This window comes from Olleya sp. 1-3 (assembly GCF_002836085.1).
GTDB lineage: Bacteria > Bacteroidota > Bacteroidia > Flavobacteriales > Flavobacteriaceae > Olleya > Olleya namhaensis.
This window is the reverse complement of sequence record NZ_PJBW01000001.1, coordinates 1-12,691: the sequence shown is the minus strand read 5'-3', so window position 1 is coordinate 12,691 and position 12,691 is coordinate 1. Positions and strand designations below refer to the sequence as shown.

Sequence of the window (12,691 nt, the reverse complement as noted above, 5' to 3'; positions counted from 1 at the left end):
ACAATGAGCAAAAAAGCAAATTATTCGTACATAGGGATTTCATTTATTATTTTATTATTTGGTATTATTTTCGTGCCAAGAATAATAGAACGCATAAATAGTGGCGATATTAGTCGCACTGATGAGAGTAGAAGTGAGGGCTTGGTTGTTAATGGTAAGAAAGCAGTTAAAGGTAAATCTGATTTAGAGTATTTGATTATTAACGGGCAACGTAAAAAAGTCCCTGAATTTAGTTTTACGGATCAAGATGGTAAAACCATTACTAATAAGGACTATTTAGGGCAAGTGTATGTTGTTGATTTCTTTTTTACAACGTGTCCAACGATTTGTCCTAGAATGAGTAAAAACTTGGCTCTTATTCAAGATGCATTTAAAGATAACTCAGAATTTGGTATTGCATCATTTAGTATTAATCCAGAAAATGATACACCAGAAGTTTTAAAAGCATACGCTGCAGATTACGGCGTAACTAGTGCTAATTGGCATTTATTGACTGGTGCAAAAGAAGCTATTTATAAGTTATCAAATATTGGATTTAATATTTTTGTTAATATCGAAAACTTTGAGCATTCAGGAGATTTTGCCTTAGTAGATAAAGAAGGTTATTTGCGTTCTAGAAAGGACGGTTTTGGTAATCCAAAAATCTTTTACAAAGGTGTGATAAGTGAACAAGAAAAAGTTGATGAAGATGGTAATGAACAAGAAATTACAGCTTTAAAACAAGACATTGCAAAATTATTAAACGAGTAAACTGTTACGTTATTCTGACTATTTTCAGGATTCCCTAAACTTATAGATATGGCTAATTTAGAAAACATACAAAACGAAAAAAAATATAATAAGTGGATTGTTGCATTGTCAATAGTAATTCCAATTGCGGTTGCGGTTCTATTTAATGTAAAATTAAGCGATTTTGGGTTTAATGTAGCGCCTCTAACTTTTTTGCCTGCTATATATGCTGCTATTAACGGTTTAACAGCAATCCTTTTAGTGCTTGCATTTTTAGCTATTAAAAAGAAGAACATCGTGCTTCACAAAAAATTAATGACAACCGCAATTGGTTGTTCTGTCGTTTTTTTACTAATGTATGTAGCGTATCACATGACTAGCGATTCTACTAAATTTGGTGGAGAAGGTGCTATTAGAACCGTTTATTTTATTATTTTAATAACACATATTGCATTATCAATTGTTGTTATTCCTTTTGTATTAATAACGTATGTAAGAGCAATTACAAATAATATAGAACGTCATAAAAAAATAGCCAGAATAACGTTTCCTTTGTGGTTATATGTAGCAGTAACAGGTGTTATTGTGTATTTAATGATTTCGCCTTATTATATTTAAAATGAAAACTAAAATTTTAAGTCTTGTGTTTATTCTAACAGCTGTTCTTACTAGTTCAGCACAATGTGCTATGTGTAGAGCTGTTTTAGAAAACGAAGATGGTCAGAAGGCTGCTAAAGGTATAAATGACGGTATTGTGTATTTGATGTCTATTCCATACATATTAGTTTTTGGTTTAGGTTTCTTTATATATTGGAAATTTTTTAGGACTAAAAAGCAATAGTTACAGCTCAAAATCAACATTTAACATAAATTTTCGATAAATGTTGTAACAAATTCCATCCTTTGTAGTCTAATTGATATTGAGTTACTAATCAATCAAAAAACCATCATTATGCTCAAAATAAACAAACTGCACAAGTCGTATCCAATTGGTGATTCTAGTCTTCATGTTTTAAAAGGAATAGACTTATCTGTTGAAGAAGGAGAAATGGTGGCAATCATGGGGTCTTCTGGTTCAGGAAAATCAACATTACTAAATATTATAGGAATGTTAGATGAAGCTGATGAAGGGGAATACATTTTAGATAATGTACCCATCAAAGATCTTACTGAGAAAAAAGCAGCCATTTATAGAAATAAGTTTTTAGGATTTATCTTTCAATCTTTCAATTTAATAAATTACAAAAACGCTTTAGATAATGTGGCTTTACCATTGTATTATCAAGGCTTAAAGCGAAAAGAACGTATTGAAACAGCTTTGTTTCACTTAGAAAAAGTAGGTTTAAAAGATTGGGCGCACCACTTACCAAAAGAGTTGTCTGGAGGTCAAAAACAACGTGTCGCTATTGCAAGAGCATTGGCAGCAAATCCTAAATTATTATTGGCTGATGAGCCAACAGGAGCTTTAGATACAAAAACCTCTCATGAGATTATGGCTTTTATCCAATCTTTAAACGATGAAGGCAAAACAATCTTAATGGTAACGCATGAGGAGGATATTGCAAGCATGTGTAAACGTATTGTACGTTTAAAAGATGGTGTAATAATGGAAGACGCTTTTGTACAACAAGTAAGAGCTTCGGAATATGTTTGATAGAGACCTTTGGCGCGAGATTTTTCAAAGTATTAACATGAATAAAACCAGAACGTTGTTATCTGGTTTTACAGTAACCTTTGCTATTTTGTTATTTGCGTTGCTTTTTGGTATTACAAATGGATTATTAAATACGTTTGATAGTGCTTTTGTAGACGATGCTAAAAACTCAATATTCATTAATTCAGGAAGAACTTCAAAAGCCAGTAATGGTTTGCAAGCAGGACGACAAATTCAGTTTGAAAATAAGGATCAAAAATGGATAGAAGAGGAATTTGATGGGAAAGTGCAATACATTACTTCAAGAATTTATATAAACGTTACTGCTACTTTTAGAAACGAAAAAAGTAGTTACAGTGTTCGTGCGGTAAACCCTGATCATCAGTTTTTAGAAAATACTAAAGTTACTTATGGTCGTTATATAAATGAATCTGATATTAAAAACAAAACTAAAGTGGTTGTTATTGGTCGTTTAGTGGAGGAGGATTTGTTTCTAAAAACTACAGCGATTGGAAAATATGTAAACCTTAACGGAATACAATATAAAGTTGTTGGTATTTTTGAAGATGATGGTGGAGATAATGAGGAACGTTACATTTATATGCCTGTATCTACAGCGCAACAAATTTATGGTAACAATGACCATATAGATCAAATTAACTTGACTTATAATCCAGATATGGATTTTGATGCGGCTATTGGTTTTAGTAATCTATTGACAAGAAAACTTAAAGACCGTTTTATGGTGTCTCAAAATGACCAACGTGCCATTAGAGTACGTAATTTGGCTAACGAATCTAAAGCGGTAGACCAAATGACTTTTATTTTAGGGATTCTAGTATTGGTTATTGGTTTTGGTACTTTAATAGCCGGAATTGTTGGGATTAGTAATATCATGATTTTTATAGTTAAAGAACGTACTAAAGAAATAGGAATACGTAAAGCTTTAGGAGCTTCGCCTAGTTCTATTGTCTTGATCATCCTTTTAGAATCTATTTTAATTACCATTATAGCTGGCTTTTTAGGCTTGTTTTTAGGTATGGGAATCTTAGAGTTAATAGGTCCTAGTTTAGAAGACTATTTTATAAAGGACCCTTATGTTAGTATAAACCTTGTAATTGGCGCAACATTCACGCTTATTATTGCAGGAGGTTTAGCAGGTTATTTACCAGCTAAAAAAGCATCGAAAATTAAACCAATTATAGCACTAAGAAACGATTAACTATGCGATTTTTATTAGAGAGAGATACTTGGCAGGAGGTTTTTGATAGTTTGGGTAAAAACAAACTTCGAACAGCATTAACTATGGTTGGTGTTTGGTGGGGAATTTTATTACTTATCGTTTTATTAGGGTCTGCACGTGGGATTGAAAACTCATTCAATAGATTGTTTGGTAGTTTTGCTACTAACAGTGTGTTTGTGTGGGCACAAAGTACAAGTAAGCCTTTTAAAGGCTTTCAAGAAGGTAGACAAGTGCAACTTAAAATAACAGATGCAAAAAAAATTGAAGATAACGTAGAAGGCATTGAGTTTGTGGTACCTAGAAATAGAAACCAAGCGTTGGTTATTCATGATTTTCTGTCTGGAAATTTTAGTGTAAGTGGTGATTATCCATTGCTTGATCAGGTTCAGAAAAAGAAAATGATTCAAGGTCGTTTTATTAATCAAACGGATATTGACGAAAACAGGAAAGTCGTGGCTATTTCGGAAGAAATATACAAACAACTTTTTGAGAAAGATGCCGAAATGATTGGGGAGTACATTCAACTTAATGGAATGAATTTTAAGATCGTGGGTATGTTTGAAACGGGAGGTAATATGGGACCGTCGGATGACATGAATATTCCGTTTACCACTTTTCAGCAAATCTATAATATGGGAGGTAATATTGGTTGGATGATGATTACTGGTAAACCTGAATATGATATTTCTCAAATTGAAGCAGATGCCAAATTGATTTTAAGAAACTTAAATAAAGTCCATCCCGAAGATAATCGTGCGTTTGGAAGTTTTAACCTTGGTAAAGAGTTTGAGAAAATTACTGGGTTTTTAACAGGGATGCAGTTTCTAACATGGTTTGTTGGTATTGCAACATTGTTTGCAGGTGTATTTGCTATTGGAAACATCTTATTGATAACCGTTAGAGAACGTACAAAAGAGATAGGGGTGCGTCGGGCACTTGGTGCAACACCTTTTGAGATAAAAAGACAAGTAGTATTAGAAGCTGTGTTTATTACATTAATAGCCGGTTTAATAGGTATTATTACTGGAGGATTAATTTTGATGTTAGTAGATACCCTCTTTGGTCAAGGTCCAGAAGCGGTGTTGGTAAATGCATCAGTATCCATATCTATAGTTTTTATAGCATTAACAATTTTAATAGTTTTAGGAACATTAATAGGATTAATACCAGCATTTAAAGCAACAAGTATTAAGCCAATCGATGCCTTAAGAGAAGAGTAATTTAAGTAGTATAACAAACCAATAAATATATAAAGTCAACCAAGAAAACTATAAATAAAATGAAAAAAACAATAAAAATAATTGTAATTCTTGCTTTGGTAATAGCGCTTGTCATGGTGTTAAAGTATTTTAAAGATTCTAGTTCAAAATCGGTTGAAGATTTTAAAACTGCAACACCTTTTTATACTTCAATTAATACTAAAACTGTTGCCACAGGTAAATTAAATCCTGAGGAAGAAGTAGAACTTAAACCACAGATATCAGGGATTATTGACAAAATCCTTGTAGAAGAAGGAGATGTAGTTAAAAAAGGAGATGTTATCGCTAAGATTAGGGTTGTGCCTAACGAGCAGAGTTTAGTAGGAGCAAGTAGTCAAATTTCTAGTGCTAAATTGTCTTACAATAATTCTAAAACAATATACGATCGTAATAAAACCTTATTTGATAAAGGTGTAGTTTCAAGACAAGATTTTGAGAACAGCGAGTTGGCTTTAAATCAAGCGCAAGAGACGTTAAGTCAAGCACAAAATAATTATCAAATTATTAAAAGAGGATCGTTGTCTGGTGGTGGATCTGCCAATACTAATATTATAGCACTTATACCTGGTACTGTACTAGAAATTCCGGTACGTGAAGGGGACCAAGTCATTGAAAGTAATAATTTTAATGCTGGGACAACTATTGCGACTATTGCAGACATGAGTAAGATGATTTTTGAAGGTAAAGTAGACGAAGCAGAAGTTGGTAAGTTAGAGGAAGGTAAAGACATTAAAGTTATCTTAGGTGCCATTAACGAAAAAGTGTTTCCAGCAAAATTAACCTTTGTAGCGCCTAAAGGTATGGAGGAAAATGGAGCAGTTCAATTTACTATAAAAGCAGATGTAACTGTGGAGCCATCAACTAAAATTAGAGCTGGTTATAGTGCTAATGCTGAAATAGAAATGGAAAGCAGAGATAGTACTTTGGTTATAAAAGAATCTTTACTACAGTTTAATAGAATTACAGAAAAGCCATTTGTTGAAATTGAAAAGGAAGATGGTAAATTTGAAAAGAAAGATGTAGAATTAGGATTGTCTGATGGGATTAATGTCGAAATCAAGGATGGTGTTGAAGAAGGTGATAAAATCAAAGTTTGGAATAAAGCTTCAAAAGAGGATAACGATGAAGACGAAGACTAATATGAAACAGATAACGTATTTATTTTTGCTGTTAATAGGTTTTTCAGCAACAGCGCAAGACAAAAAATGGACATTACAAGAGTGTGTAACGCACGCTTTAGAGAATAATATATCAGTTTTACAAGGTCAAAACACGTTGTTATCAAATGAGCAAGACATCATTGCTTCAAAAGGACAGTTTTTACCAACCGTAAGTGGTAGTGCAGGACATAGTTTGTCTTTAGGTAACACAGAAATATTTCCGGGACAATTTGTTGATAGAACGTCTAACAGTACAAGCTTTAGTGTGTCAGCTAACCAAACAGTGTTTAATGGATTTAGGTTAACTAATTTATACAAGCAGTCTCAATTAAGTTTAGAGACTAATAGATTAGAATTGAATAGAATTAAGGATGATATATCTTTAAATGTAGTTAATGCTTATTTAAATGTATTGTTTAATATCGAAAATCTTGAAATCGCTGAAGCACAGTATGGATTTACAGAAAAACAGTTAAAACAGGTACAAGATTTAGTGGACGCAGGTGTGCAACCTCAAGCTAATATTTATGATGCACAGGCAACTTTAAGTAGAGATTTACAAAGTGTAACTGTGGCTCAGAATAATTATGATATTTCATTATTAACGTTATCTCAACTATTACAAGTGCCTTATAAAGGTTTTGATGTCCAGGTAATTGAGGTTAATGATCCGTCTGCAGAATTAATGTATGATGATGCTACCCCTATTGTAGCGTATGCATTGGCTAATAGATATGAGGTTAAAGTTGCTGAAAAGAATATTGAAAATGCAGAATTGTCTACAGATATTTCAAAAAGTGGATTTTTACCATTTATTTCAGTAGGTTACGGGTTTGGATCTAATGTGTTTTATACTAACTTAATTCAAACTGAAAACACGTTTTTTAATCAGTTAAACGATCAGAAAGCGCATAGTTTTAGATTAAACATTAGCATTCCGATTTTTTCTCAATTTCAGAATAAAACCAATGTTGCTAAAGCAAAAATACAAGAAGAGAATGCTAAGTTAAGTTTAGTGCAAACTAAATTGTCTTTAGAGGCTAATGTGCAACGTGCATTTACAGATGCAAAAGCAGCTTTTAGATCTTATGAAGCAGCTAAAGTAAGCCTTGAAGCGCAAAATATTGCATTTCAAAATGCACAAGAGCGTTATAATATTGGGGCTATGAACGCATTTGATATAGAGCAAACAAGACTGCGTCTAGTAAACGCTGAAGCGTCTTTAGTAAATGCTAAATATGATTTTATTTTTAAAACAAAAGTGCTAGATTTTTATCTAGGTAAACCAATAACAGAATAAAAGTGGCGTATATATTAAATATAGAAACTTCAACTACAAACTGCTCAGTCTCTCTTTCTAATAAAGGGGAGACTTTGGTGTTAAAAGAAGATTATGGTAATGGGTATTCTCATGCAGAAAAACTGCATGTCTATATTGAGGCTGTTTTAAAGGAAGCAAATATTACTTCAAGTCAATTAGAAGCTATTGCGGTAAGTAAAGGTCCTGGGTCTTATACTGGTTTACGTATTGGTGTTTCGGCAGCAAAAGGATTGGCCTACGCTTTAAATATCCCCTTAATATCAATATCTACTCTAGAAGCATTAGCGCATCAAGTAAGTGCTGATTCAGGTTGTATTGTACCTATGCTTGACGCTAGACGATTAGAAGTCTATTCTGCTATATTTGATAAAGATTATAATGTAGTACGAGCTATAGAGGCTCAGATATTGAATGAAAGTGCTTTTGAGAAAGAGCTAGCTTCTGGTAAGGTTTACTTTGTTGGAGACGGTGTAGAGAAAACAAAAATACTTTTAAATAGCCCTAATGCTATTTTTATTGAAAACAAGTTGCCGTCTGCAGATCAAATGAGCGCTTTAAGTTTTAATAAGTATAAAAAAAGCGACATCGAAGATGTCGCCTATTTTGAGCCTTATTATTTAAAAGATTTTGTTGCAATAAAATCTAAGAAATAAATTATTACTTGCTATCTTTTCTAAGCTTTTCAATATGTTTGAAAACCTTTATAAGATCTTCCTCTTTTTTTAATTTGATTTTTTCACTTTTAATAAAGCTTAAAATCGCTTCTTTTTCTTGAGGAAATAAATTAGCAAATTCTTTATTTTTTTTCGGAATTTTGTTAGCAGTTAAATCATTTACTTTTACAAAATACTCATCACTACTTTTTACATATTTAGCTGGTTTATCTTTATGATATGTTGTTTTAGCAATTTCTTTTTCTTTTACAAAAACTGTTTGTTTTTTTAATAGAAAAAAATCACCGCTAGTATTTAATACCTCGAAGAATCCAGTCTTAATATTCTCTTTATCGTCTACATACTTGGAATTGATATAATTTTCTCCCGTCAGCATAGTTACAATTATGGTACCTCCATATTTATTTAAAGCATACGACGTATTATTCGCTCCTTGCACCTCTATATCATCATTATAAGCATTGTATCTTACGTTGAATAATATATTAGGATGCGTAGATAATTTTGCCTGTTGATAATTTTCGTAAATGTATTTAGAACCTTCGATATTTGGGTTCTCCTCTCTTTCAGCTGTATTCATTCCCATGTCACGACTAAAAGTGCGTTCTGGTATAAGAACAACTTGTTGTGAAATAGCCTGAAAGCTAAAAAGAGAAACAATACCGGTTAATAATAAAATTGATTTTTTCATAATTATTGGTTTAAGTTAATATATATAGTTAGCATCAAGAATTATACCGTTATATTAAATAACTAGCTTTATTTTTGTATTTCTACAGCATGAGGATAAGGTATTTCTATTCCTGCAGCATCTAATGCTTCTTTTGTTTTTTCAGTTGTTTCAAAATAAACAGCCCAATAGTCTTCTGCTTTACACCAAGGTCTAACCGCGAAATTAACAGAGCTATCTGCTAATTCCATTACGTTTACCGTAGGTTCAGGCGTATTTAATACTTTAGGGTTGTCTTTTAAAACTTGCATTAATACAGATTTTGTTTGCTTAATGTCAGAGTCATAACCAACTCCAAAGACTAAGTCTACACGTCTTGTGCCTTCAGTAGAAAAATTAATGATATTACCATTTGATAAAGATCCATTTGGTATTATAATTTCTCTGTTTGATAGACCTGTTAATTTAGTAGTAAAGATTTGTATTTCTTTAACAACACCAACTTCACCTTGAGCTTCAATTAAATCACCAATTTTAAAAGGCTTAAATAACATGATTAAAACACCTCCTGCAAAATTACCTAATGATCCTTGTAGAGCAAGTCCAATGGCTAAACCAGCTGCAGCTAGAATTGCGGCAAAAGAAGTTGTTTCAACACCTAAGGTACCTAATACAACTACAATTAATACGATTTTTAATACCCAGTTAAGTAGGTTTAATAGAAATTTTTGAAGACTTTCATCATAATTTTTTAAAAGCATTAATTTTTTTAAAGCTTTAGTAATTTGCTTAATAACAAAAGCTCCAATAATCCATATTGCAATTGCAGCTAATAATTTAGGCGCATAGTCTATAATAACTTGCGTGCCCTTATCAATCCATTTTTGTAAATTCATTCTGTATATTCTTAGTTTTGAGCAAATATAGATATAAATGAGAAAATCTTAGTTTTAGGTAGGATAACTTTAACTTTACTTGTTATACTGTTAACTATCATAATATAGTCTTGACTATTTGTCTAAACTATTAAGTTTTAATATCCTTTTTTGATTAGTTAAATGACTTAGTAATCAGATTTTTTAGTCATTATTTTAGTATACTTGTAATGTAATACTTTGTTAAACCCTCTTATATAAAGAAATGAAGAAATTTCTACTAATTATTGCTTTTTTTGGAGCTCTTTTTACTGCACACTCTCAAGATGTAGTTATGCAAAACGGAACATTTACCCAATGTTCAGGTGTTTTTTCTGATTCAGGAGGGGTGACTTCTAATTATTCAGATGGAGAAAATTTTGTTATTACTTTTTGTCCGGACAGTGTGGATCAGTTTGTTCAATTAGAGTTTACAGCGTTTAGCACACAATTGGTAGCGGATGTTATGACTATTTATGATGGAGATGATACTTCGGGTGCTGTTTTAGGAACCTTTTCAGGAGGGACTACTAATCCGGGAACTATTTCGGCATCGCCAACAAGTACTACAGGGTGCATAACAATTTCATTTGTTTCGGATGCAGCTGCAAATACTAATACAACAGGTTGGTCGGCAAATATTTCTTGTTTACAGTCTTGTCAGACAATAACACCAACTATTGATAGTACAAACCCAGTTGCTGATACTACAGGAATTGTTCAAGTTGCTTTAGGTGGCGTGGTTAGTTTTGATGGAAGTGCTACTTTTTCTGATGATAATACAGGTGCTATTTACAGTTGGAATTTCGGAGATGGTTTTACGGATTTAGGAGAATCAGTAGCTCACACATTTAATAGTTTGGGTCTGTATACAGTAACTTTTACAGCAACGGATACCAATCCAACAGGGTGTTCTAGTTCTGCCTCAATACAAGTTCAAGTTTTAAGTCCATATATAGATGTGGATCAAACCACTTATACTGTTCCAGAATTAGTAGAAGATGTTTTAATTAATAGTGCCTGTGCTAGTGTTTCAAATATAAACTGGAGTACAGGAACCAATTTTGGAGACGTTAATGGTATTGGGTATTTTACAGCTATTCCCGGTGCATTTGCTTTTGAGGCAGGTATTGTTTTAAACTCTGGAGATGCTATGGAAGCAGAGGGCCCTGAAACTGGTGTGCAAAGTAGTGGAGGAGGTTCTTGGCCTGGAGATAGTGATTTAGAAGCTGCTATTAATACTGATTTAGATGGTGTGGCAGGAGATGATTTACCTGCAGGTTTTTCAACAAATGCTTCTTATATTGAATTCGATTTTGTGCCAATAGCAAATAGTATAAGTTTTGATTTTTTGTTTGCTTCGGATGAGTATGGTGGTTTCCAATGTAGTTTTTCTGATGCATTTGCTTTTTTATTAACGGACTTAACAACTACAACAACAGTTAACCTTGCTGTAGTACCAGGTACAACAGATGTTGTTTCTGTATATACCGTAAGAGATAATGCTTTTGATCCTAGTTGTTCTTCAGAAAATCCTGCATTTTTTGATTCTTTTTATGGAGCAGGTGGACAACCAGCAGCAAATTCACCAATTGATTTTAGGGGATACACTGTTGCTATGACTGCTTTTGCTAACGTAATACCAAACAATAATTATAGGATTAAACTTGTAGTCGCAGATGATGGTGGAAGTGGAGGTAATGATACAAGCTATAATTCGGCTGTTTTTCTAGGAGCAGGAACTTTCAATTTAGGAGGAGATTTAGGGGATGATGTTACAATAGGAGCAGGTACGGCAATTTGTAGTGGTGGAGTAATACCATTAGACACTAACCTACCAACTGCCTCTCATACTTGGTATTTAGATGGAGTTGTTATTGCTGGAGAAACATCGTCTACGTTGGATGCTATGATATCGGGTGTTTATAGTGTAGATGTAGTGTTTTCTGCAACTTGTCAAGCATCAGACTCGGTTTTAATTGAATTTATTTCCGGTCCGACGGTACAAAATACAATTGATATTGTTGAGTGTGATAATGCTACAGGACCAATTAATTTTGATTTGACTGTAAATGACACAGAAGTAATTGGTGCGCAGACAGATGTATTTGTTAGTTATCATACACTTTTAGTAGATGCGCAAAACGATGCAAACCCTATTGTTGATCCTGCAAATTATGTTGGTTCTGGAGTATATCCTGAAACCATTTATGTTAGAATAGAAGATCTTGCTTCTCAAACGTGTTCAGATACAGAAGCGTTTACTTTAGATGTTATTACAACGGTATTAAACCAAGCTCCAGATCTGGAAGTCTGTGATGATTTATCCAATGATGGCGTTGAATTTTTTGATTTAGAATCTCAAACGGTTCCTGTTTTAGGTACTCAGCTAGCTACAGACTTTAATGTGACTTATCATAATTCTTTCGCAGATGCAGATGCAGATATCAATCCATTAACAAGTCCTTACAGTGGTAGTGATGGCGAATTTATTTTTGTAAGACTAGAAAGTGCTTCAGATGCTAATTGTTATTCTGCTAATCAATTACCAAATGGTGGTTTTACACTTATCGTGAATGCTAATGCAGTTGCGATACAGCCAATGGATTTGACGTCTTGTGATGACCCAACCGAAGATGGTTTTGAGGTGTTTGATTTAACAGCTCAAGAAACTACTATTTTAGGAGGACAAGATCCTTTAAATTATACGGTAACTTTTTATGAAGATATGGCAGATGTTATAACAGAAGCTAATCCAATTTTAAATCCGGGAGCTTATCAAAATACGACAGCTTCTCAGCAAACAATATATGTTAGAGTTAATGATAATAGCAATTCTACATGTTATGGCTCTACAACTTTTGATTTAATTGTAAATCCATTACCTACTGTGGCAATACCAACATCATTAACAATTTGTGACGATGGTACGCCTGATGGATTAGCATCATTTAACTTAAGTCTTAAAAACAACGAAATAAGTGGAGGTAACCCTGCATACGCAGTAAGTTATTATTTAACACAAGCGGAAGCAGATTCAGGGACTAATGCATTAGCAATACCTTAC

At 33.0% G+C, this 12,691-nt stretch carries 12 protein-coding genes; 10 read left to right on the top strand and 2 right to left on the bottom strand.

Going from position 1 to position 12,691, the window contains the following annotated elements; genetic code table 11:
• Positions 1-3 precede the first annotated feature (3 nt).
• From CXF54_RS00060 to tsaB, 9 genes are all read left to right on the top strand, one after another.
• Entirely contained in the window at positions 4-750 is a 747-nt protein-coding gene (locus tag CXF54_RS00060) for an SCO family protein (protein ID WP_101201952.1), read from the top strand.
• A gap of 48 nt (positions 751-798) precedes the next feature.
• Entirely contained in the window at positions 799-1,347 is a 549-nt protein-coding gene (locus tag CXF54_RS00055; protein WP_101201951.1) for a DUF420 domain-containing protein, read from the top strand.
• A 1-nt stretch (position 1,348) separates the two neighbouring features.
• The gene (locus CXF54_RS00050; protein ID WP_101201950.1) at positions 1,349-1,570 is read left to right on the top strand and encodes a hypothetical protein; all 222 of its coding nucleotides are present in this window, start codon (positions 1,349-1,351) and stop codon (positions 1,568-1,570) included.
• A 111-nt stretch (positions 1,571-1,681) separates the two neighbouring features.
• Entirely contained in the window at positions 1,682-2,383 is a 702-nt protein-coding gene (locus CXF54_RS00045; protein WP_101201949.1) for an ABC transporter ATP-binding protein, read from the top strand.
• Positions 2,376-3,605: an ABC transporter permease gene (locus CXF54_RS00040; protein ID WP_090836352.1), complete on the top strand. Its 1,230-nt coding sequence runs from the start codon at positions 2,376-2,378 to the stop codon at positions 3,603-3,605. The genes CXF54_RS00045 and CXF54_RS00040 overlap by 8 nt, the downstream gene beginning before the upstream one ends.
• A gap of 2 nt (positions 3,606-3,607) precedes the next feature.
• Entirely contained in the window at positions 3,608-4,846 is a 1,239-nt protein-coding gene (locus CXF54_RS00035) for an ABC transporter permease (RefSeq protein ID WP_101201948.1), read from the top strand.
• A 59-nt stretch (positions 4,847-4,905) separates the two neighbouring features.
• Complete coding sequence (locus CXF54_RS00030) at positions 4,906-6,024, top strand: efflux RND transporter periplasmic adaptor subunit (RefSeq protein WP_090836347.1); 1,119 nt, start codon at positions 4,906-4,908, stop codon at positions 6,022-6,024.
• Positions 6,008-7,345 carry a TolC family protein gene (locus tag CXF54_RS00025; protein WP_198551028.1) on the top strand — a complete coding sequence of 446 codons (1,338 nt, stop codon included), beginning with the start codon at positions 6,008-6,010 and terminating at the stop codon, positions 7,343-7,345. Before CXF54_RS00030 ends, CXF54_RS00025 begins: the two co-directional genes overlap by 17 nt.
• Before the next feature lie 2 nt (positions 7,346-7,347).
• Positions 7,348-8,019, top strand: coding sequence for a tRNA (adenosine(37)-N6)-threonylcarbamoyltransferase complex dimerization subunit type 1 TsaB (tsaB, locus tag CXF54_RS00020; RefSeq protein WP_101201946.1), 672 nt, complete (start codon positions 7,348-7,350; stop codon positions 8,017-8,019).
• Between the two features lie 4 nt (positions 8,020-8,023).
• Here the strand turns inward: tsaB and CXF54_RS00015 are convergent, their stop codons facing one another.
• The gene (locus CXF54_RS00015) at positions 8,024-8,731 is read right to left on the bottom strand and encodes a hypothetical protein (RefSeq protein WP_101201945.1); all 708 of its coding nucleotides are present in this window, start codon (positions 8,729-8,731) and stop codon (positions 8,024-8,026) included.
• A gap of 68 nt (positions 8,732-8,799) precedes the next feature.
• Positions 8,800-9,606 carry a mechanosensitive ion channel family protein gene (locus tag CXF54_RS00010; protein WP_090836340.1) on the bottom strand — a complete coding sequence of 269 codons (807 nt, stop codon included), beginning with the start codon at positions 9,604-9,606 and terminating at the stop codon, positions 8,800-8,802.
• A gap of 244 nt (positions 9,607-9,850) precedes the next feature.
• Here CXF54_RS00010 and CXF54_RS00005 point away from each other — a divergent pair.
• Positions 9,851-12,691 (top strand): choice-of-anchor L domain-containing protein (locus CXF54_RS00005; protein WP_157823359.1); only part of this gene is annotated, 2,841 nt, incomplete at its 3' end.

Coding starts and splice junctions, on each gene's coding strand:
- CXF54_RS00035 (WP_101201948.1), top strand. CDS start 3,608: ATGCGATTTTTATTAGAGAGAGATACTTGGCAGGAGGTTTTTGATAGT.
- CXF54_RS00015 (WP_101201945.1), bottom strand. CDS start 8,731: ATGAAAAAATCAATTTTATTATTAACCGGTATTGTTTCTCTTTTTAGC.
- CXF54_RS00055 (WP_101201951.1), top strand. CDS start 799: ATGGCTAATTTAGAAAACATACAAAACGAAAAAAAATATAATAAGTGG.
- CXF54_RS00030 (WP_090836347.1), top strand. CDS start 4,906: ATGAAAAAAACAATAAAAATAATTGTAATTCTTGCTTTGGTAATAGCG.
- CXF54_RS00040 (WP_090836352.1), top strand. CDS start 2,376: ATGTTTGATAGAGACCTTTGGCGCGAGATTTTTCAAAGTATTAACATG.
- CXF54_RS00050 (WP_101201950.1), top strand. CDS start 1,349: ATGAAAACTAAAATTTTAAGTCTTGTGTTTATTCTAACAGCTGTTCTT.
- CXF54_RS00010 (WP_090836340.1), bottom strand. CDS start 9,606: ATGAATTTACAAAAATGGATTGATAAGGGCACGCAAGTTATTATAGAC.
- CXF54_RS00045 (WP_101201949.1), top strand. CDS start 1,682: ATGCTCAAAATAAACAAACTGCACAAGTCGTATCCAATTGGTGATTCT.
- CXF54_RS00025 (WP_198551028.1), top strand. CDS start 6,008: ATGAAGACGAAGACTAATATGAAACAGATAACGTATTTATTTTTGCTG.
- CXF54_RS00060 (WP_101201952.1), top strand. CDS start 4: ATGAGCAAAAAAGCAAATTATTCGTACATAGGGATTTCATTTATTATT.